Consider the following 20388-nt stretch of genomic DNA (forward strand, 5'->3'; position numbering starts at 1 on the left):
AATCGCCGCCCTTTCATCTTTGGTCAAATATTCCGGGGCGTTTGAGGGGCAGCGCCCCTCGTCAACACAGGCGATCCGCACAACATTAGACACCCCGAAACGCTCTAGGTCACAACACGGAGCGTCAGGTTCAATCGCCCGCCTTGCGACAGCAACCGGGACGACCCAAACCGAATCCGGTCGATACCATGATAGGTCAGCCGTGCTCCGCCGCCCATAACGACGACGTCGCCCGATGCCAGCCAGACCGACTCGGTCGTACCGCCCCGGGTTTGATTTCCAATGCGAAAAAGCCCGTCATCTCCTAACGATATCGAAACCACCGGCCAGGTAAAGTCCGCTTCGTCCCGATCCTGGTGCAACCCCATTCGGGCCCCTTCGTCATACCAGTTGACAAGACAGCAATCAGGACGCCGCGCCAGCCCGGTCACACGATCCCAGATCGCCAGAATCTCTTGCGGGATCGCGGGCCACTCCATGCCATCTGGATGTCTTGACGTGTATCGATATCCACGCCGATCCGAATGCCAACCAAAGGTGCCGGCCGAGGTCATCCGCACCGACATTGGCCGGCCGTACGGCGTATCCGGTTGACGCAACGGCGCCACTTTGACGAGCCGCCGCACAGCCGCGACAAGGACCTTCTGTTCGGCCACATCCAGATTGTCCTTCCATATCTGAAACCCGCGAATTTCAAGACAGGTCATCGGCTGTTCTCCAATCCTTAACAAACCCGATCAAAATTCCGCAAAGATTCGTGAATTCAGACATGCAACGACGGTTGCAGGCTGCATTGCTGCTCCCTATATACGCCGAGACGCGCTATGGCGGGACCCGCTATCGCGCAACTCAATCGGGGTCGGGATGCCATAAAGGGTTCAGGCCTCGGGTCATCGCCTTGAAACAGCTAGGGATCAAAAAAATGAGCAAAGTAATCGGAATCGACCTGGGCACCACCAACAGCTGCGTGGCCATCATGGACGGCAGCCAGCCCCGCGTTATTGAAAACGCCGAGGGCGCCCGCACGACCCCATCCATTGTCGCCTTTACGGATGATGAACGGCTGGTCGGTCAACCTGCCAAGCGTCAGGCCGTCACCAACCCGGACAACACGATTTTCGGAGTCAAGCGCCTGATCGGTCGCCGCAATGACGATACAGATCTCGCCAAGGACAAGAAGAACCTGCCGTTCAACGTGATCGACGGCGGAAACGGAGACGCGTGGGTCGAGGCCAAAGGCGAGAAATACAGCCCGAGCCAAATCTCGGCCTTCATCCTCGGCAAGATGAAGGAAACCGCCGAATCCTATCTCGGCGAGGAGGTGACGCAGGCCGTCATCACCGTCCCGGCCTATTTCAACGATGCCCAGCGTCAGGCCACCAAGGATGCCGGCAAGATCGCCGGTCTCGAAGTGCTGCGGATCATCAACGAGCCGACTGCTGCTGCGCTGGCCTATGGTCTGGACAAGGAAAACACCCACACCATCGCGGTCTATGACCTTGGCGGTGGTACGTTCGACGTGACCATCCTGGAAATCGACGATGGCCTGTTCGAAGTGAAATCGACCAATGGCGACACGTTCCTGGGTGGTGAAGATTTTGACATGCGCATCGTCAACTACCTGGCGGGCGAGTTCAAAAAGGAAAACGGCGTCGACCTGACCAAGGACAAGATGGCTCTGCAGCGTCTCAAGGAAGCTGCCGAAAAGGCCAAGATCGAACTGTCCAGCTCGAGCCAGACCGAGATCAACCAGCCGTTCATCTCGATGGATCCCAAGGGCGGCCAGCCGCTGCACATGGTCATGAAACTGACCCGCGCCAAGCTCGAAAGCCTCGTTGGCGACCTGATCAAGGCGTCGCTGAAACCTTGTCAGGCGGCTCTGAAAGACGCCGGCATGTCTGCAGGCGACGTGGACGAAATCGTGCTGGTCGGCGGCATGACCCGGATGCCAAAAGTTGTCGAGGAAGTCACCAAGTTCTTCGGCAAGGAGCCGCACAAGGGTGTGAACCCGGACGAAGTCGTCGCCATGGGGGCCGCGATTCAGGCCGGCGTTCTGCAAGGTGACGTGAAGGACGTGGTTCTGCTCGACGTGACACCGCTGTCGCTGGGCATCGAAACGTTGGGTGGCGTATTCACCCGTCTGATCGACCGCAACACAACGATCCCGACCAAGAAGTCGCAGATTTTCTCGACCGCCGAGGACAACCAGAACGCCGTGACCATCCGGGTATTCCAGGGCGAACGCGAAATGGCACAGGACAACAAGATCCTTGGCCAGTTCAACCTTGAGAACATTCCGCCCGCACCGCGTGGCATGCCCCAGATCGAAGTGACCTTCGACATCGACGCCAATGGCATCGTGTCGGTTGGCGCCATGGACAAGGGCACCGGCAAGGAACAGAAGATCACGATCCAGGCATCGGGCGGCCTGTCCGACGCGGATATCGAAAAGATGGTCAAGGACGCCGAGGAAAACGCCGAGGCAGACAAGGAACGTCGGGAACTGATCGAGGCCAAGAACCAGGCAGAAAGCCTCATCCATTCGACCGAAAAGTCGGTGGAAGAGCATTCCGACAAGGTCGACCCGACCACTGTCGAAGCGATCGAACTGGCAATTGCCGCGCTCAAGGACGAGTTGGAAACCGAAAATGCCGACAAGATCAAGTCGGGCATCCAGAATGTGACCGAGGCGGCGATGAAACTGGGCGAGGCGATCTACAAGGCCAGCCAGGAGGCTGAAGAAGAACCGACAGCCGCCGATGCGGGCCCGGCAGATGACGATATCGTCGATGCCGAGTTCGAAGATCTGGACGATAACAAGCGCGCCTAAGGCGCTCGTTTGAACCTGGACGGGCCGGCCCGATCACGGCGCCGGCCCTCTGACGTTCAGACAGGAGGACAACAGAATGTCAAAACGCGACTTTTATGACGTGCTTGGCGTGTCCAAAGGCGCTTCGTCCGACGAGATCAAGAAGGGCTATCGCAAGAAGGCCAAGGAGCTGCATCCCGACCGGAACTCGGACAACCCTGAGGCGGAAAGCCAATTCAAGGAAGCCAACGAGGCTTACGAAATCCTCAAGGACGCCGAAAAGAAAGCTGCGTATGACCGCTTTGGTCATGCTGCTTTCGAAGGCGGTATGGGCGGCGGAGGCGGCCAGCGACCGGGGCAGGGCTTTGGTGGAGGAGATTTCTCTTCGGCATTTTCCGACGTTTTTGATGACCTTTTCGGCGATTTCATGGGCGGACAACGTGGTGGCGGTGGCCGGCGCGCGGCGCGCGGTGCCGATCTGCGCTACAACCTGCGCATCACGATGGAAGACGCCTATTCGGGTCTCCAGAAAACGATCAATGTGCCCACCGCCGTCGCCTGCTCGGCCTGTGAAGGTAATGGAGCCGAAGGCGGTGCCGAACCCTCGACCTGTCCGACCTGTTCGGGCATGGGCAAGGTGCGCGCGCAACAGGGCTTCTTCACCGTCGAACGTACCTGCCCGACGTGTTCCGGTCTGGGGCAGATCATCAAGAACCCCTGCAAATCCTGCGGCGGTCAGGGCCGGGTCGAAAAGGACCGCGCACTGAACGTCAACATTCCCGCCGGAGTCGAGACGGGAACCCGCATTCGCCTGGCCGGCGAAGGCGAAGCAGGGATGCGTGGTGGGCCGCCGGGCGATCTCTACATCTTTGTCGAAGTGCAGGCCCACGAACTCTTCGAGCGTGACGGCACCAACCTCTATTGCCGCGTACCGGTCAGCATGTCCAAGGCGGCCCTCGGCGGTGCCATCGAAGTGCCCACAATCGACGGTGGACGCGGCCGCGTCCAGATCCCCGCGGGCAGCCAGTCCGGCCGCCAGATGCGCCTGCGCAGCAAGGGTATGCCTGCGTTGCGCGGCGGCGGAACGGGCGACATGTTCATCGAACTGGCGGTGGAGACACCGGTGAATCTGACCAGCCGCCAGAAAGAACTGTTGCGCGAATTCGAGGATCTCAGCGAGGACAACAACCCCGAATCAAAATCGTTCTTTTCCTCCGTCAAATCCTTCTGGGATGGCATGAAGGGCTAATCGCGGTTCCTGCCGAGCGGCGGCTGAGCATTCTTGGTAAAGGGCGCCAACCCTGTTGTTGGCGCCCTTTGTCGTTTCGATATCTGCGCGTGCCTCACCGCGCCGCTGCCAGCTGTGCTTAACCAAAAATTCACCTTGCCGGGTAATCGTCGAGGCATGAAGAACGGTCATGCCTTTCACGAAACCCGGTCATTGTTCGACAGTGATGAGGCCCCGGCACGGCCGTTGCCGGAGGGAAAGCTGCCTTCCTGCATCGCCGATCATCGCAAGCGTCTGCGGACACGGTTCATGCAGGGCGGGGCGGCTGCGATGCCGGACTACGAAATGCTGGAGCTGATCCTGTTCCGCTCAATCCCGCGTCGCGATGTAAAGCCGTTGGCGCGCGCATTGTTGGAAAAATTCGGTGACTTCAACCGGGTTCTGGCGGCCCCTGCCGAACGGCTCGCCGAGGTCGATGGGGTTGCGAGTGCGGTCATCACCGATCTCAAGATCGTCGAAGCAGCAGCGCACAGGATGGCGCGCGCAAGAGTTCTGCAAAAACACGTCATTTCAAGCTGGGATGCCATCATCGACTATTGCCACACCATCATGGCCCATCGCGAGACAGAGCAGTTTCGCGTGCTTTACCTTGACCGCAAGAACGTGCTGATCGCGGATGAAGAGCAGGCCAAGGGCACGGTCGATCACGTGCCCGTCTACCCTCGTGAGGTGGCCAAACGGGCGTTGGAATTGAACGCCTCTGCGCTCATTCTCGTGCACAATCACCCGTCGGGCGATCCATCACCGTCACAGGCCGACATCGACATGACACAACAGATCCAGAATGCCTGCGCCGCCCTTGGGTTGACGTTGCACGACCATCTGATCATCGGCAAATCACGCGAACTGAGTTTTCGCGGACAAGGCTATCTCTGAAAGCGCGCCGCTACAGAACGCTGCCGTGGCAATGCTTGAACTTCTTTCCGCTGCCACAGGGGCATTTCGCGTTGCGCCCCGGATTGCCCCAGGTTTCGGGATTGTTTTCATCAAAACCCGGCGCGGCATCGACTGGCTCGGCGGCCGCATCTTCATCGGCGGCAGGGGTCGGCGCTCCCTTGCTCAACTGGGCTTGCTGAGCAGCGATCTGGGCCATCATCTGCTGCTGCTCTTCCTCGGTCAGCGGGCGGATCTTTGCCAGGTTCTCTGTCACCGTTTCCCGCAGCCCGTCCAAAAGACCCTCAAAGAGTTGGAAGGCTTCGGTCTTGTATTCATTCAATGGGTCGCGTTGGGCGTACCCGCGAAAGCCCACAACCGAACGCAGATGTTCCAGTGTCAGTAGGTGCTCGCGCCACTTGGTGTCGATGGTCTGCAACAGGATCTGTTTTTCGATGTTGCGCATCGATTCGGGGCCAAAGTCGATGGCCTTCTTTGCCATCAGTTCATCGGTCGCCTTGACCAGCCGCTCACGGATCACATCGTCATCCACGCCTTCTTCGGCGGCCCATTCCATGACCGGAACATCGGCGCCCAGTTTCTCGATGACCTGCCCATACAGGCGTTCCGTATCCCATTGATCGGCATAGGATTTCGGCGGCATGTAGGTGTCAATCAGATCATCGATGACCTGATACCGCATATCGGCAGTGATTTCCGACAAATCCTTGGCCGCCATGATCTCGCGGCGCTGACCAAAGATCACCTTGCGCTGATCGTTCATCACATCGTCGAATTTCAACACGTTCTTGCGCATGTCAAAGTTGCGGCCTTCAACCTTGGCTTGCGCCCGTTCCAGTGATTTGTTCACCCACGGGTGAATAATCGCTTCGCCTTCTTTCATGCCGAGGGTCGACAGCACCTTGTCCAGGCGGTCGGACCCGAATATCCGCATCAGGTCGTCTTCGAGACTGAGGTAGAACACCGTGCGCCCCGGGTCGCCCTGACGGCCGGACCGGCCCCGCAGCTGGTTGTCGATGCGACGGCTTTCGTGCCGCTCAGAGGCCATGACATAGAGGCCACCGGCGTCCAGCACCTTTTGTTTCTCTTCGGCATGGCGTGCTTCTTCGGCGGCGCGAAGTTCGACCGGATCGGCATCGGGGTTCTCTTCCAGTGCGGCCAGCACTTTCAGTTCGACGTTGCCACCCAACTGGATGTCGGTGCCTCGGCCGGCCATGTTGGTGGCGATGGTCACGGCGCCCAGACGGCCCGCATCGGCGACGATCTGCGCCTCTTGCTCGTGCTGGCGGGCATTCAGGACATTGTGCTTGATCCCGGCCTTGGTCAGCAGTTGCGACAGCCCTTCCGACTTTTCAATCGACGTGGTGCCGACAAGAACCGGCTGGCCGATTTCATTGGCCTTTTCGATTTCCTTGATGATCGCTTCATGTTTCTCGCGCCCGGTGCGATAGACCTGATCATCCTCGTCAATCCGTGCGATCGGCTTGTTGGTGGGCACTTCAAGAACGCCCAGACCATAGATTTCCGCGAATTCGTCGGCCTCGGTGAGCGCGGTTCCGGTCATGCCGGACAGCTTGTCATAGAGGCGGAAATAGTTCTGGAAGGTTACGCTGGCCAAGGTCACGTTTTCCGGCTGAATCTTGGCGCCTTCCTTGGCTTCGATGGCTTGGTGCAACCCTTCCGACAAGCGGCGTCCGACCATCATGCGACCGGTAAATTCATCAATCAGAACGACCTGATTGTCGCGCACGATATAGTCCTTGTCCTTTTGGAACAGCTTGTGCGCGCGCAGGCCCTGATTGACGTGATGCACGATTGTCGTGCTTTCTGGATCGTAAAGCGATTGCTCCGGTTCAAGCAGGCCGCGCGCATGCAACTGCTGTTCCAGGAATTCATTGCCCTCGTCGGTGAAGGTGACGTTCCGGGTCTTTTCATCGATCGCGAAGTGGTCTTCGGTCAGCGATGGAATGACCGCATCGATTGCCACATAAAGCTCGGAGCGGTCTTCGGCCGGGCCGGAAATGATCAGCGGGGTCCGCGCTTCGTCGATCAGGATGCTGTCGACCTCGTCCACGATGGCAAAGTTATGTTGCTTCTGAAACACCTCGGCCAGATCCGACTTCATGTTGTCGCGCAGATAGTCAAAGCCCAACTCGTTGTTGGTGGCGTAGGTCACGTCACAAGCATAGGCGGCCTTCTTTTCCGCCTCGGGCTGCTGCGGATAGACGACACCGGTGCTCAGACCCAGGGCCGCAAATACCTTGCCCATCCATTCCGAGTCACGCTTTGCGAGGTAGTCATTGACGGTGACGATATGCACACCTTTGCCGGTCAATGCGTTCAGATAGGCCGGGAAGGTCGCTACGAGCGTTTTGCCTTCACCGGTCTTCATTTCGGCAATGTTGCCCTGATGCAGAAACACGCCGCCCATCAGCTGCACATCGAATGCGCGCAGGCCCAACGCCCGTCTTGCGGCTTCTCGACAGTTGGCAAAGGCCTCGGGCAGCAGATCGTCCAAGCTTTCGCCACTCATGGCGCGCTTGGCAAACTCTTCGGTCTTTTCCTTGAGCCCTTCATCGGTCAGTTTTTCGAATTCGGTTTCCAGTGCGTTGATCTGTTCGATCAATGGGCGTGTCGCCTTTACTTTGCGGTCATTCGGTGTCCCGAATACCTTTTTGGCGATTGTTCCGAATCCCAGCATGATCACTCCAGCCGATCTGACTTTTACTCTTTGGTGCAGTCTTGCCCGTCCTGCCCGCAACCCATAGATACACGAGAGAATGACGGCGCTGCATAGGCCACAAGGCGATGTAAGGGCCGCGTGAAACAGTGTCAACGCCACGCCCCGTCGTGGCCCGTGAATAGGAAGATTTCATGCCCAAACACCTCACATTTCTGCCTGCGCTGGCCTTGAGTGCCGTGATTTCGAGCACCGCCATGGCCGACTCGGCTCCGGACGCGGACACGGTTGTCGCAAGCGTGAATGGCGAAGAGATCACGCTGGGACATGTGATCATGGCGGGTGCGACCTTGCCCGAGCAGTATCAGCAGGTGCCCGCCGACGTTCTCTACAACGCGATTTTGGACCAGTTGATCCAGCAGACCGCCTTGGTTCAATCCCGAGAGGGAGATGTCCCTGCCGTGGTCGAAATTTCGCTGGACAACGAACGGCGGTCGCTGCTCGCGGCTGACGCCATCGAAACCGCAATGGACGGGATCGGGAGCGAAGCCGACATTCGTGCCGCCTATGATGCAAAATATTCCGAGGGTGACGGCGAAGTCGAGTTCAATGCATCGCATATCCTGGTCGAAACCAAGGAACAGGCCGACGCGATCAAGGCCGAACTGGACGAGGGCGCGGATTTTGCCGAAACAGCCAAGGCCAGGTCGACCGGGCCGTCGGGGCCAAACGGCGGCGAACTTGGCTGGTTCAGCGATGGCCAGATGGTTCCGGAATTTCAGGAGGCGGTGAGCACGCTGGAAGCCGGACAGGTATCGGATCCGGTGCAGACGCAATTCGGATGGCATGTGATCATCCTGAACGACAAACGCGACAAGGAAGCCCCCGAACTGGAAGCGGTGACAGAAGAACTGCTCGCCGAACTGCGCCAGAACGCGATCGAGGACAGAATTGAAGAATTGACCAGCAAGGCCAAGATCGAACGACCTGTCGTCGAAGGATTGAAGCCCGAGATGATCAAGGACCTCGGGCTGATCGGAAACTGATCGCATGGCAAAGATCACGTCTCGCTCGCCCCTTGCTCCAAAGGGTTTTCCCGATCTGCCGCTGGTAAAGGGCGTCCGCTTTGCGACGGTTGCTGCGGGCGTGCGCTATCAGGGACGCACCGATGTGATGCTGGCGGTTCTCGATCACGGTACATCCGTTGCCGGCGTCTTTACCAAATCCGCGACCCGTTCGGCCCCGGTTCTGGATTGTCAGGCCAAGCTGGGCGGCGCCCCCGACGGGCCAGCGGCAATCCTTGTCAACTCGGGGAATTCCAATGCCTTTACAGGGCATTACGGCCAGACATCCGTGCAGGAAATCACCGACGCTGTCGCGCGCGTCAGCGGTGTCGCGTCCGAACGGGTGTTTACGGCGTCAACCGGTGTGATCGGCGAGCCGCTGGCACATGACCGGATCGTTCAAAAGCTTGACGAGTTAAACGATGGGCTGAATGTCGACCGCATCAAAGATGCAGCTGAGGCGATCATGACCACGGATACCTTCGCCAAGGGTTCGGGCGCTCAGATCGAACTTGACGGGCACACCGTTACCATCGCGGGGATTGCCAAGGGCTCGGGCATGATTGCGCCGGATATGGCAACGATGCTGGTCTATATCTTTACCGACGCGATCGTGGCACAGGATCGGCTGCAGGCGCTGTTGTCGGAACTTGCCGACAAGACGTTTAATTGCATCACCGTCGACAGCGACACCTCGACCAGCGACAGCCTGATGCTGTGCGCGACCGGGGCATCCGGCGTGGACGCGGGGGACAGCCCGGCCTTCGCGGAAGCGCTGCACGATGTCATGCTAGATATTGCGCACCAGGTCGTGCGCGACGGCGAAGGGGCGACCAAGTTCGTGGAAATCCACGTGACCGGGGCCGCCTCAGACGCAGATGCCAAAACGCACGGCATGGCGATTGCCAATTCACCACTGGTCAAGACAGCCGTCGCGGGCGAGGATCCCAACTGGGGTCGGGTGGTTATGGCCATCGGCAAATCCGGCGCCGCGGCCGACCGCGATTTGCTGAGCATCCGATTTGGCGAGACACTTGTTGCAGAGAACGGGTGGGTCAGCCCGGACTACCGCGAAGAAGACGCAGCAGCACATATGAAAGGTCAGTCGCTAATGATCGCTGTCGATCTGGGTCTTGGCGAGGGCAAGGCGACGGTCTGGACCTGTGATCTGACACATGGCTACATCGACATCAACGCCGATTACCGGTCATGAAAACCGTTCTGGTGTCCGCGGTTGCATTGATCGACGTGGACGGGCGCGTGCTGCTGGGCCAGCGCCCGGAAGGCAAATCCATGGCCGGACTATGGGAATTTCCCGGTGGCAAGGTCGAACCCGGCGAAACGCCCGAAGTGGCCTTGATCCGCGAGCTTGAGGAAGAGATCGGGATCAATACATGGGCGTCTTGCCTCGCGCCGCTGACCTTTGCCAGCCACAGCTATGACAGTTTCCATCTGCTCATGCCGCTTTTTGCCTGCCGCAAATGGGAGGGCATTCCGCGATCCGTCGAAGGGCAGGCGCTGGCCTGGGTGCGGCCCGAAAACCTGCGGGACTATCCGATGCCGCCTGCTGACATTCCGCTGATTTCGATTTTGCGAGACTGGTTGTAGCTCACCGGGACTGGTGGCTGAACATTGGAAACGGCTCTTGGCTGATCTGCAGTGTGGTTCCGGGCGCGCTCTGCCGACTAGCCATCCCGATCCGGTGTCACCGCGACACCCCAGGGTTGTTGGCCAACCGGGACCGATTTCAGCGCTTTTTTTGTTTCGACGTCGATAATCGTGACATCGTTTGAATTGCCGTTGGTGGTGATCAGGAACTTTTCGTCAGGCGTGAAGGCCAGTTGCCAGACCCGCTGGCCGACGATGATGTAATCGACAACCTCGTCGGTTTCGGCATTGATGACGGCGATCCGGTTGGCCGGTCCCAGGGCGACAAACAGCCATTTGCCGTCCGACGTGACTTTGGCGCCGACAGGTTGAAGCCACTCGGGCAGCACCCCGGGCACCTCGAACGTGATCTTGGTACTCAGCGTCGGTGTTCCATCTTCGGCGATGTCGATCACGCTGACGGTTCCACCGATTTCCGAGGTGACATAGAGCTTTGTTCCGTCAGCATTGTATTGGGCATAGCGCGGGCGCTGGTCGACAAGGATATTGTGCTTGATCACGTAATCCGTCGTGTCGATGAAATGGGCCATGTTGGTGGTTTCGGACGTGTTCACCACGAACGCCGCATCCGGGCTGATGCCCATGCCTTCGGGCTCTACGCCGACGGGGATTTCCGCAAGGACCGTATGGCTTTCGGTATCGACCACCGTGACGAGGTTGTCGTCTTCGTTGGCGATGAAAAGCGGGTTGCCTGACGGGTGCAGCACAAAGAGTTCGGGATCCGGACCGGAGGGCAGGGTGTACAGCTCCTCGAATGTCGTGGTGTCAAAAACCCGCACCGTGTCGTCATCCGAAGCACAGACATACAGAAGGCTGCCGTCCGGGCTGATGGTGATGCCGCGCGGTCGGTTCCCGGCCGCAAATTCGGTGACGACTTCCCAGGTGTCGCTGTCAATCACGGTGACGGTATTGCCCTTTTCATTGGTGACAAAGACGTTGTTCGCTGTTGCACCGGTCGCGATCAGCGCGGACAGGCAGGTGGCTAAGGCAAGCTTCATCTACAGGTTCCCGTATCAGTTAAAGGCGGTGCAGCTGGTCTCGGGCGCGTCCAGCCCCAGTGTGTCCAGCGGCGAATTTGGGTGCAGGTAGCCTTCCTGCGGCGAGACGCTCACGGTGATGCGTCCGTCATAGAGCAGAACCGGTTGCCGCATCTGCCCGTTCCAGGATCGGAATGTAACCTTCTGGCCCTTGAACGCGGCCAGTTCAAAGGCACCACTCAGCATGTAAGAGCGCAGCGCGGCCGTGTCGGCCCCGCCGGTCCGGGTGACGGCCTCGCCGATAACGCGCAGGGCGAGCCACGCCTGGTAGTCCACTTCCTGGACATAGCGACCGGTCATTTTTTCAAAGCGCCTTTGGAACTGTGTTGCGCCCCAGGCCTCGTGCGCCGCATGAATCGTGACAGGGCGCAACCCGGCAGAACCCATGACCGGGCGCGGGTCCCACAGGTGAAAGGGCAGGTAGGGGGCAAAGACGTCCGAGGCATCTGCGGCGATGACCACATCGTGAGTGCTGGCATCCTGGGTAAAGACGGGCAACTGACGCTGCACCAGGACGTGACCTGTATCCGTGCGCCGGGATCCACCCGTGTCTTCAACTTCGCGCTCCTCGACGACCTTTGCGCCGAATTTCGCAGCTGACCGCCGGTAGGCGTCGCCAAGCGCCAGATCGGCCGGGTTGGACCCGTGGATCAGAAACCAGCGCGACCATTTTTTCCACATGGTGAATTGTGTGATCGCATCCGCCATCATCGCATTGGTTGGCGCGACATGAAGGATGTTGGCGCGGCATGCGCTATCTCGTAGCGCGGTATCGCGAGACATTGCGTTGATGATGAGTCGATCCGGTCCGGCCCGGTCAGCGAGGCGCAAGAGGTCATCTGCGGATGCCAGGATCACAAGGAGGTCGATTTCATCCGCCAGAACGGCATCAAACGCGGCGTCCGCTGCCTCTGGCGATGCGGAGACGGTTTCGAGGGCGTATGTATGTCCCAGAAATCCGCCGGTGGTCATATTGTCTTCGGTGGCGAGCAGCGCGCCCGCAAATCCAAGATCGTCGGGCACAAGATCGTAGCGTGAAATCGGTGCAACCTGCGGATAATCAATGCGAAAGACCACCGTTCTGACATCCACGGCATGTCCCTTGCCCGCGCTGAGCAACAGAATGAAGGCCAGCAGCATGATTGCTATGTGACGCAAGAGGTCCTCCCCTGGGTGACGTTGTGCCGTATATCGCGCCATAGTGCCAGACGCTTGGCGCAGCCCAACCGATACTTTTGGCTCATTGCAGGACGGCAGCTTCAATTTACGATATGATCGACAGTGACCATAGGTCACTGGACCAATGAATATTAGGCCGCTGAAATACGTCTGCGCACATCGACGCGGCCCCGGGGTCCCAATTTTGATTTCGACGCGCAGGTGGCGGAGCGAACGCCACATCAAGGGAGGCACGAGGAACATATGCGCTATCTGAAATTTCTGGGCGTGTTGATCGGGGTCCTGATCCCCGCCATGGCGCTTGCCCATGGGCCAACGCGGCAAAAGGTGACGCTGGCCATCGATGTCGCGGCGAGCCCGGCAGAGGTCTGGGAGGTGATCGGCAATTTTCAGGATATGAGTTGGCATCCCGCGGTCCATTCTTCGACTGGCGACGGCGGTAACGAGGTCGATGCCACGCGCGTTTTGACGCTTGGCGAGGAGGGTGGACCGACGATCTCGGAAATCCTCTACAAGTACAGCGACGAAAAGATGAGCTATTCCTACCGGATCACCGATGTTCTTGTCGAAGTTCTGCCGGTGACCAACTATTCTTCGCACCTGACGGTCAAACCGCTGGACGATGGCGGGTCGCAGATCGAATGGCGCGGGGCTTTTTATCGCGGATACCCGAACAACGATCCGCCCCCCGAACTGAATGACGAGGCCGCGATTGCCGCCGTGACCGGCGTCTATCAGGCGGGTCTTGATGCGCTGGCTGCCCGTTTTGGAAGCAGTAACTAAGCGACTGGCCCTTTGGATCTTCCCCGCCCTCGTTGCCACGTCCGTGGCGGCGGGGGATTTAGCCTATGTGACCAATCAGAACAGTGACGAGGTCAGCGTGCTGGATCTGGAGGCAAGGGTCGAACTGCGCCGGGTATCCGTGCCGGGAAAGCCCGCCGGGATCGCGGCGGACGGGCAGGGGCATTTCTATGCGGTGTCGCCGGACAGCAAGATGGTGCGCCGGTATGATGCGACCACGGACGCGGTTCTGGCAGAGGTCGCGCTGGATGGCGGGCCGATCGGGATCGCGCTGGACATGGAACGTGGTCATGTCTTTGTGTCCGACTGGTACAACGCCCGGGTTTGGGTTCTGGATGTGCTGACACTGCGCGAGCAGGGTACACTTGAAACCGGGAGCGCGCCTGCGGGGCTGGCGGTGTCACCCGATGGAACACTGTTGGCCTGCGCCGATCGGGATGCAGATGCGGTGTCGGTTTTTGATCTCGAAACCCTGACCCTGTTGCATCGGGTGCCAGTCGGCGCGCGCCCTTTCGGGCTGGGGTTTGCCCCGGATGGGCGGCTGTTCGTCGGCAACGTCGGATCGGATGATGTGACCGTGCTTGATGCAGTGATCGGCAAGGTACTGGCAACCGTCCCCGTCGGCGCGCGCCCCTATGGGGTTGCCTTTGCTGCGAATCGTGCGTTTGTCACCAATCAATATGCCGACACCGTCAGTGTGATCGACCTGGCTACACTTGGCCCGGTTGCCACGATTGATGTCGGTGAGTACCCTGAGGGCATCGACAGCACGACAGATGATGCTCGCGTTGTCGTGGCAAACTGGTTCTCGAATTCGGTGAGCGTGATCGATGCGGCCAACCTGGAGGTCATTTCCGAGATCGGCACCGGGGACGGTCCGCGCGCCTTTGGCCAGTTCGTCGTAAAGGGAGAATGACGATGAAGAATTTGGTTATGTCCGTTCTGTTGCTGCTGCCATTGGCAGTGCCCGCGCAGGCGGTAGAAGAACCGAGCTGGTCAGACCTGTCCGCTAGTATCTTTGATGAACGGACGTTGTTTGACGGCTCGGACATCATCGCCATCGACAGCCCCTATCGCACGGACAACGATTCGCGCACCCTGATCGCCGCGCAGATCGAGGCCCCGAGTGGCAGGATGTTGGGCAAGGTCACCCTGGTGCTGGACGAGAACCCGATGCCTGTTTCCGCAGTGTTCAGTTTTGACGAGCCGATGCCTCGTTTCTTTTTTCAGGCCACCATGCGGATCAACGGTCCGACGCCGCTGCACGTGGTGGCCGAGACAACGGACGGGCAGCTGTTCGTCGCCGAGAGTTTTGTGAAAACCTCGGGGCAGGGGGCCTGTGCGGCACCGCCGGGCACGGACCCCAAGGAGGCGCTTGCCTCGCTTGGCAATATGACCATCGGGATCGACGCGCTGCCGGGCAACGGCACGTCATTGGACCTGTTGGGAGGGTCGGCGCTGCGCGACAAACAGGTGGATGTGGATATCAGCCATCCCAGCCATTCGGGGATGCAGATGGATCAGATCTCGCTGCTGTTCCTCCCGATGCGCTATGTCGAGAACGTCGATATCGATCTTGACGGGGCGGGTTATGTCGACATGACCGGCAGCATCTCGCTATCGGAAAACCCGCGCGTCAGCCTGTCGGTTCCGGCAAGGACGCAAACCGTCGATGTCACGATGACCGATACCGATGGAACGGTCAGCAAGGCGCAGAAATCGTTGGCCGGCTACTAGCGCGAACTGCCTGTCTGGCCCGGTCCACGGCGGATTTCGGATGAGGGGCGCTGCCCCTCAAACTCCCCGGAGTATTTTCGCAAAGATGAAAGGCTGGCCGGATCAGGGAAGAGGCTGCGGGATCAGTTCTTCGGTCGGAAAATCAAAGAAGGTCCAGCCATCGGTTCCGTCCGGCATCCAGTAGACGGTTTCGTAGCCATATTCGAGCGCCCGCTTGGCGGCGTTCCAGGACATCCAGCATTCATCCAGACAGAAAATCAGGATAGGGTGGCCAAGGTCGCCGTTGGTAGCTTGTTTGAGGCCTGCGCGGAAATAGTCATGCGTCACCTCGGCGAGCGCGCCATACCCGACGTTTGGTAGCCATATTGCACCGGGAATGGAATGACGCGGCTTTTCCCTCCAGATCGTGCCTTCCGGCAGGTTTGCGGGTTTCGGAGGGCGTGGAAGAACGTCGATGAAGGCGACATTGCCTGCGTTCCACAACTCATAGGCTGTCTCGGCCTCCACAACCGTGGCACCGGCTAGAGTCTCGGGCACGGGTGCGCGGAAGTGATCCATGCGGTAATCATCGGGTTCGGCGACCTGAGCAGCAGCGATCGCCGGCGCGAGAAGCAGGCCGACGAGGATTGCGGCGCGGATCATTTTGACAGATCCAGCGGTTCGGTGCCCATGTCATTGAGCAGCGGGACACCGGCCTCGTCGAGCAGGACATTGATCTCGGCCTGATTGCGGCGGATCAGCGAATTCAGCTTGCGCTGCCACACCTTTTCGCCCTGGCGCACGCCCATCGTGATGCGGAAGAACAGGCGCGGGGGCAGGTCTTCCTGTGTCAGGGGCGTAACCTTGAGGCCGGGATAGCCCTGTTTCACAAGCGGGCCGGCGAGGGGCCCCCAGAGAATAGCGGCATCTGTGGTGCCAGCGGCAAGGTCATCCAGCATGTCAATCGCCGGAGATTCGTGGCGGCGGTCGACAACGAGGTTATAGGCCCTGGCCTTGAGCAGCAGCCCGTTGCGGGCCATATGAGTTGCAGGCGGGCTGCCAGCGATAATTCCAATGACCTTGTCCTGAAGGGCCGCATCGGACAGGGTTTCGACACCGGCCAACGGACCATCCTGGGGCACCACGAGTGTATAGGCCGAGGTGTAGTAGTGATTGGTGTTCAGGACCAGTTCATGACCTTGCGCATAGCCTGTGACGAGATCGCATTTGTTGGCGCGCAGGGAGTTGCGAATGAAGCCCGTGGCCATGGGATACCAGGTGTACTGCACCGGCACGCCCAGCCGATCCGCGATCAGATCGGCCAGCTTGTTTTCAAACCCGGTACCCTCCTTGTCGGACATGGGATAGTTGGCCGGATCGGCGCAGACCCGAAGCGCGGTCTTGGAAACCAGATCGGATGTCTGTGCCTGTGCGCTGCCGGTCAGGATCAGCGCACAGATCAATGCGGCGAGGCGCTTAGCCAAGACAGGCTTCCTCGTCCTCACGGATGACGTCGCTCTTGCCTTCCTTTTTCGGGGGGCGTCCGCGTGGCACGGCATCGGTGCCGCGGCCTTTGAGGTAGACGTAGATATCGTTGAGATAGCACATCACGTTCGGATTATCGCCAAAGGCCGGCATCACCGAGTTTTCCGAGGCGCTGATCTTTTTACGCCCGTTCACCACGACGTCATAGAAATCGTAATAATCCATGTCGATCGCGGATGTCTTGAGCGCGGGCGCATAGCTGGAACCTTCACCCTCGGGTCCGTGACAGACATGGCATTCGGAGTGATACCGACGAAAGCCGGAATAGGTCAGCCAGTCGACGGCACCGTCTTCGCCGATATTGTAGGTCGGAATATCATCCTCTGTGAAATAGCGACCATCCTCGCTGTAGGCTGCGGTGATATTGTCCTGTGCACTGACAAATGTTGCCAACCCGGCGAAAAGGCTCGCTGTCAGAAGGCTCCCCAGAAACTTCATTGTTTTCCCCTGTTCTTATTGGAAAATTGGCACGGTAGATACCGTGCCAATTCCAGTCTCATTCAGATGTCGTTCAGTCGGGCAGCGCAAACACGGTCAGCTGGCCGCCAAGGGCGGTATAGTCGCTGAGCGCGGCATAGCCGCCAACGGCGCCAAGGCCGTCATTCGGGTTGGTCAGACCGGCTGCAAGACCGATTCCGGCCCAACCGCCAACACCGGACAGGATGCCGATGTATTGCTTTCCACCGTTGGTATAGGTCATCACGTTGCCGATGATGCCCGACGGTGTCCGGAACTTGTAGAGCTCCTCACCGGTTTGTGCATCCACCGCCTTGAGATAGCCTTCAAGCGTGCCGTAGAAGACGATGTCGCCAGCCGTTGCCAGGGCACCGGACCAGACCGAGAACTGCTCGGGCAAGGACCACTTGATTTCACCAGCGATGTTGTCCCAGGCAATGAAGTTGCCCATTCCGCCATGGCTGTCCGGTGCCGGGTACATCGACAGGGTCGCACCAACATATGGCTGACCTGCGGTATAGCTGACGCGGAACGGTTCGTAGTCCATGCAGACATGGTTGGTCGGGACATAGAACAGCTGTGTTTCCGGCGAGTAGGCTGCCGGCTGCTGGTCCTTGGACCCGAGGGCCGCCGGGCAGATACCGGTCGAATTGACGTCTTCGCCGTTTTGCTCGGTGGAGTACTGTGCGACAACGGCCGGACGGCCGTAGGTGTCGGATTCCGGGTCCATGTCGACGCCGGTTGTCCAGTTCACCGCCGGATCAAACGGTTCTGCCACCAGCAATTCGCCGGTTGCCCGGTCCAGTGTGTAGGCCAAACCGTTGCGGTCGAAATGGGTCAGAAGCTTGCGGCTTTCACCGTCAACATCCTGTTCTGTCAGGATCATTTCGTTGATCCCGTCAAAGTCCCATTCGTCATGCGGCGTCATCTGGTAGAACCACTTGGCCATGCCGTCATCGGGGTCACGTGCCATGATGGTCATCGACCAGCGGTTGTCGCCGGGCCGTTGTGCCGGGTTCCAGGTCGAAGGGTTCGCCGAACCATAGTAGATCAGGTCAAGCTCCGCGTCATAGGAATACCAGCCCCATGTGGTAGCGCCGCCAATTTTCCATTGGTCGCCTTCCCAGGTCTTGATCGAACTGTCCTTGCCGATCGGCTTGCCCAGATGCGTGGTCTTTTCCGGGTCAACCAGCAGTTGGTCGTCAGTGCCGACCGAGTAAGCCCGCCATTCCCGTTCGCCGGTTTCGATGTTGTAGGCCGTCACATGGCCCTGGACGCCGAATTCACCGCCCGAGATGCCCACAATGATCTTGTCCTTGACAGGAAGAACAGTGGCCGTGTTGGTTTCACCCTTGGCCGGATCGCCGTTGACTGCGGACCATTCGACTTCGCCGCTCTCCGCATTCAGGGCTACGACTGTGGTGTCGGCCTGGTGCAGGAAGATCTTGCCTTCTGCATAGGCGACACCGCGGTTCACCGTATCACAGCACATGACCGGAATGACATCCGGGTCTTGCTTGGGTTCGTACTTCCACTTGATCTTGCCTTCGTTGGCCAGATCCAGCGCGTAAACGATGTTTGGAAACGGTGTGTGCACGTACATCATGTCGCCGATCACCAGCGGTGAGCCTTCGTGCCCGCGCAGAACGCCGGTCGAAAAGGTCCACGCGACCTGAAGGTCGCCGACGTTGTCCTTGTTGATCTGATCCAGGGTCGAGTATCGCTGGTTCTTGTAATCGCCGGTTTGGATCGCCCACTGATCTGGATTTGCGATATCGGCCGCTAGCCCGTCATTTGCACTGGCCATCGTGGCCGTGCAGAGCGCTATGGTCGATGTCAAAGCGAATAGCTTCTTCATGTTCAACTCCCTTGTTGATGGTTCTCCGCATGCCATTGCCAGCCGCCATATGGATTTGGCGTTCCCGAAGGGTTGCATGTCATGCGATCAGAGCCCGGTTCAATATTTGGTACACCTCCCACCGGACCAGAAAAATGTGTGTGTCGCTTACCTCCTCTGTTCGTTCACCAGCCGCCATCGGCCGGCCGTTGTCTCAGTTCTCGGCGCAAGGCTTTCCTGATGGGCGACAGCTGTGTGCCTGTCGTCTGCCCACTCAGTTTAAGCCTAGGCCACTTGCCATCCGTTTCAATCGCGCGGCGTGCCAATCGACATGATCACCTGCAAAAGTTGAAACGAAATAGTAACTGTGGTCATATCCCGGCTGCATGCGAATGAGGCCTGGCTGACGCCGTTTGGTCATCACATGCGCGAGCGCTTCTGGCCTAAGAAGATCAAGGAACTGATCGCTGGCACCCTGATCAATCAGGATGTCGCCCTTCCAGCCATGTTCTTCCAGTAGAATAGATGAATCATAACACGACCACGCAGATTCGTCATCGCCCAGGTATTCGCTCAATTGCTTGCGCCCCCAGTCCGATTGGGTCGGATTTGCAATCGGGGCAAACGCCGAGACCGAATCAAAAAGATCGGGGTTGCGCAACGCCATGGTCAATGCGCCGTGCCCGCCCATCGAATGCCCGGTTACTCCGTGGCGATCGACGACAGGGAAATTGCCGGTGATGATCCCGCGCAATTCCGACAGCACATAGTCGTACATCTGGAAATTCGGTCGCCACGGCGCCCGCGTGGCATTCACATAGAACCCCGCGCCCTGGCCCAGATCATAGGCCTGATCGTCCGCGACGCCATTACCACGCGGGGAAGTATCGGGAAACACCAGCGCCAGACCGTGATCTGCCGCGTGTTCCTGAAACCCACCCTTGGTCATGGCATTCTCATGGGTGCAGGTCAGACCCGACAGATACCAGAGGACGGGCACCGGGCCATCCTTTGCCTGTGGCGGCATGTAGACCGCAAAGGTCATCTCTACACCACAGGTGTCGGAGTCATGCGAACAAACGGTCTGCACGCCTCCAAAACACCTGTTTTCAGAAATGACCTTCATGATGTCCTTCTCAGAATTCGACGACGGCGCGGATGGATTTGCCTTCGTGCATGAGGTCGAAGCCCTTGTTGATGTCCTCAAGGCCCATGGTGTGGGTGATCATCGGGTCGATCTCGATCTTGCCGTCCATGTACCAGTCGACGATCCTGGGCACGTCGGTGCGTCCTCGCGCGCCGCCGAACGCGGTGCCGCGCCAGGACCGGCCGGTGACGAGCTGGAACGGCCGGGTCGAAATCTCGGCCCCGGCGGGTGCGACACCGATGATGATGCTCTCGCCCCAGCCCTTGT

The 20388-nt window shown here is 59.2% G+C and carries 18 protein-coding genes and 1 pseudogene; 9 read left to right on the forward strand and 10 right to left on the reverse strand.

The window, feature by feature from the left end:
• Positions 1-104: 104 nt before the first annotated feature.
• Positions 105-707 carry an alpha-ketoglutarate-dependent dioxygenase AlkB family protein gene (locus tag QO231_RS22485; protein WP_316781814.1) on the reverse strand — a complete coding sequence of 201 codons (603 nt, stop codon included), beginning with the start codon at positions 705-707 and terminating at the stop codon, positions 105-107.
• Positions 708-922: 215 nt separating this feature from the next.
• On the opposite strand from QO231_RS22485, the gene dnaK reads away from it, so the two are divergent.
• The 3 genes from dnaK to radC all read left to right on the forward strand — a co-directional run bounded on the left by dnaK (position 923) and on the right by radC (position 4973).
• Entirely contained in the window at positions 923-2830 is a 1908-nt protein-coding gene (gene dnaK, locus QO231_RS22490; protein ID WP_316781815.1) for a molecular chaperone DnaK, read from the forward strand.
• A gap of 76 nt (positions 2831-2906) precedes the next feature.
• Positions 2907-4058, forward strand: coding sequence for a molecular chaperone DnaJ (dnaJ, locus tag QO231_RS22495; protein WP_316781817.1), 1152 nt, complete (start codon positions 2907-2909; stop codon positions 4056-4058).
• Positions 4059-4214: 156 nt separating this feature from the next.
• On the forward strand, positions 4215-4973 hold the full coding sequence (gene radC, locus QO231_RS22500) for a RadC family protein (protein ID WP_316781818.1): 759 nt from the start codon (positions 4215-4217) through the stop codon (positions 4971-4973).
• 10 nt (positions 4974-4983) lie between these two features.
• Here radC and secA read toward each other — a convergent pair whose 3' ends face one another.
• On the reverse strand, positions 4984-7692 hold the full coding sequence (gene secA / locus QO231_RS22505) for a preprotein translocase subunit SecA (protein WP_316781820.1): 2709 nt from the start codon (positions 7690-7692) through the stop codon (positions 4984-4986).
• Positions 7693-7865: 173 nt separating this feature from the next.
• On the opposite strand from secA, the gene QO231_RS22510 reads away from it, so the two are divergent.
• From QO231_RS22510 to QO231_RS22520, 3 genes are read left to right on the forward strand one after another with little or no spacing between them, the layout of a single operon-like run.
• A complete protein-coding gene (locus tag QO231_RS22510) occupies positions 7866-8717 on the forward strand; it encodes a foldase protein PrsA (protein ID WP_316781822.1) in 852 nt (283 codons plus the stop codon).
• Between the two features lie 4 nt (positions 8718-8721).
• Positions 8722-9948, forward strand: coding sequence for a bifunctional glutamate N-acetyltransferase/amino-acid acetyltransferase ArgJ (gene argJ / locus QO231_RS22515; protein WP_316781824.1), 1227 nt, complete (start codon positions 8722-8724; stop codon positions 9946-9948).
• Positions 9945-10343 carry a (deoxy)nucleoside triphosphate pyrophosphohydrolase gene (locus QO231_RS22520; RefSeq protein ID WP_316781826.1) on the forward strand — a complete coding sequence of 133 codons (399 nt, stop codon included), beginning with the start codon at positions 9945-9947 and terminating at the stop codon, positions 10341-10343. The genes argJ and QO231_RS22520 overlap by 4 nt, the downstream gene beginning before the upstream one ends.
• Before the next feature lie 77 nt (positions 10344-10420).
• Here QO231_RS22520 and QO231_RS22525 read toward each other — a convergent pair whose 3' ends face one another.
• A complete protein-coding gene (locus QO231_RS22525; protein ID WP_316781828.1) occupies positions 10421-11401 on the reverse strand; it encodes a YVTN family beta-propeller repeat protein in 981 nt (326 codons plus the stop codon).
• A gap of 15 nt (positions 11402-11416) precedes the next feature.
• The gene (locus QO231_RS22530) at positions 11417-12598 is read right to left on the reverse strand and encodes an ABC transporter substrate-binding protein (RefSeq protein ID WP_394356677.1); all 1182 of its coding nucleotides are present in this window, start codon (positions 12596-12598) and stop codon (positions 11417-11419) included.
• Between the two features lie 264 nt (positions 12599-12862).
• On the opposite strand from QO231_RS22530, the gene QO231_RS22535 reads away from it, so the two are divergent.
• From QO231_RS22535 to QO231_RS22545, 3 genes are read left to right on the forward strand one after another with little or no spacing between them, the layout of a single operon-like run.
• Positions 12863-13402: an SRPBCC family protein gene (locus QO231_RS22535; RefSeq protein WP_316781830.1), complete on the forward strand. Its 540-nt coding sequence runs from the start codon at positions 12863-12865 to the stop codon at positions 13400-13402.
• Entirely contained in the window at positions 13368-14336 is a 969-nt protein-coding gene (locus QO231_RS22540) for a YVTN family beta-propeller repeat protein (RefSeq protein ID WP_316781831.1), read from the forward strand. The genes QO231_RS22535 and QO231_RS22540 overlap by 35 nt, the downstream gene beginning before the upstream one ends.
• Before the next feature lie 2 nt (positions 14337-14338).
• Positions 14339-15157: a quinoprotein dehydrogenase-associated SoxYZ-like carrier gene (locus QO231_RS22545; RefSeq protein WP_316781833.1), complete on the forward strand. Its 819-nt coding sequence runs from the start codon at positions 14339-14341 to the stop codon at positions 15155-15157.
• 102 nt (positions 15158-15259) lie between these two features.
• Here the strand turns inward: QO231_RS22545 and QO231_RS22550 are convergent, their stop codons facing one another.
• The 6 genes and pseudogenes from QO231_RS22550 to QO231_RS22575 all read right to left on the reverse strand — a co-directional run.
• On the reverse strand, positions 15260-15799 hold the full coding sequence (locus tag QO231_RS22550; protein WP_316781835.1) for a PQQ-dependent catabolism-associated CXXCW motif protein: 540 nt from the start codon (positions 15797-15799) through the stop codon (positions 15260-15262).
• A complete protein-coding gene (locus tag QO231_RS22555) occupies positions 15796-16620 on the reverse strand; it encodes a substrate-binding domain-containing protein (protein ID WP_316781837.1) in 825 nt (274 codons plus the stop codon). Before QO231_RS22555 ends, QO231_RS22550 begins: the two co-directional genes overlap by 4 nt.
• Entirely contained in the window at positions 16613-17119 is a 507-nt protein-coding gene (locus QO231_RS22560) for a c-type cytochrome, methanol metabolism-related (protein WP_316781839.1), read from the reverse strand. Before QO231_RS22560 ends, QO231_RS22555 begins: the two co-directional genes overlap by 8 nt.
• A gap of 73 nt (positions 17120-17192) precedes the next feature.
• Positions 17193-18995, reverse strand: a complete 1803-nt coding sequence (locus tag QO231_RS22565) for a methanol/ethanol family PQQ-dependent dehydrogenase (protein ID WP_316781842.1) — start codon at positions 18993-18995, stop codon at positions 17193-17195.
• A gap of 253 nt (positions 18996-19248) precedes the next feature.
• Positions 19249-20100: an S-formylglutathione hydrolase gene (gene fghA, locus QO231_RS22570; protein WP_316781844.1), complete on the reverse strand. Its 852-nt coding sequence runs from the start codon at positions 20098-20100 to the stop codon at positions 19249-19251.
• A gap of 10 nt (positions 20101-20110) precedes the next feature.
• Positions 20111-20388: pseudogene (locus tag QO231_RS22575) on the reverse strand (S-(hydroxymethyl)glutathione dehydrogenase); the annotation flags it as partial.

Source organism: Sedimentitalea todarodis (assembly GCF_032595355.1).
GTDB lineage: Bacteria > Pseudomonadota > Alphaproteobacteria > Rhodobacterales > Rhodobacteraceae > Sedimentitalea > Sedimentitalea todarodis.

Coding starts and splice junctions, on each gene's coding strand:
- secA (WP_316781820.1), bottom strand. CDS start 7,692: ATGCTGGGATTCGGAACAATCGCCAAAAAGGTATTCGGGACACCGAAT.
- dnaK (WP_316781815.1), top strand. CDS start 923: ATGAGCAAAGTAATCGGAATCGACCTGGGCACCACCAACAGCTGCGTG.
- QO231_RS22545 (WP_316781833.1), top strand. CDS start 14,339: ATGAAGAATTTGGTTATGTCCGTTCTGTTGCTGCTGCCATTGGCAGTG.
- QO231_RS22560 (WP_316781839.1), bottom strand. CDS start 17,119: ATGAAGTTTCTGGGGAGCCTTCTGACAGCGAGCCTTTTCGCCGGGTTG.
- QO231_RS22520 (WP_316781826.1), top strand. CDS start 9,945: ATGAAAACCGTTCTGGTGTCCGCGGTTGCATTGATCGACGTGGACGGG.
- QO231_RS22550 (WP_316781835.1), bottom strand. CDS start 15,799: ATGATCCGCGCCGCAATCCTCGTCGGCCTGCTTCTCGCGCCGGCGATC.
- QO231_RS22510 (WP_316781822.1), top strand. CDS start 7,866: ATGCCCAAACACCTCACATTTCTGCCTGCGCTGGCCTTGAGTGCCGTG.
- dnaJ (WP_316781817.1), top strand. CDS start 2,907: ATGTCAAAACGCGACTTTTATGACGTGCTTGGCGTGTCCAAAGGCGCT.
- QO231_RS22525 (WP_316781828.1), bottom strand. CDS start 11,401: ATGAAGCTTGCCTTAGCCACCTGCCTGTCCGCGCTGATCGCGACCGGT.
- QO231_RS22535 (WP_316781830.1), top strand. CDS start 12,863: ATGCGCTATCTGAAATTTCTGGGCGTGTTGATCGGGGTCCTGATCCCC.
- QO231_RS22540 (WP_316781831.1), top strand. CDS start 13,368: ATGCGCTGGCTGCCCGTTTTGGAAGCAGTAACTAAGCGACTGGCCCTT.
- fghA (WP_316781844.1), bottom strand. CDS start 20,100: ATGAAGGTCATTTCTGAAAACAGGTGTTTTGGAGGCGTGCAGACCGTT.
- QO231_RS22565 (WP_316781842.1), bottom strand. CDS start 18,995: ATGAAGAAGCTATTCGCTTTGACATCGACCATAGCGCTCTGCACGGCC.
- QO231_RS22485 (WP_316781814.1), bottom strand. CDS start 707: ATGACCTGTCTTGAAATTCGCGGGTTTCAGATATGGAAGGACAATCTG.
- radC (WP_316781818.1), top strand. CDS start 4,215: ATGAAGAACGGTCATGCCTTTCACGAAACCCGGTCATTGTTCGACAGT.
- argJ (WP_316781824.1), top strand. CDS start 8,722: ATGGCAAAGATCACGTCTCGCTCGCCCCTTGCTCCAAAGGGTTTTCCC.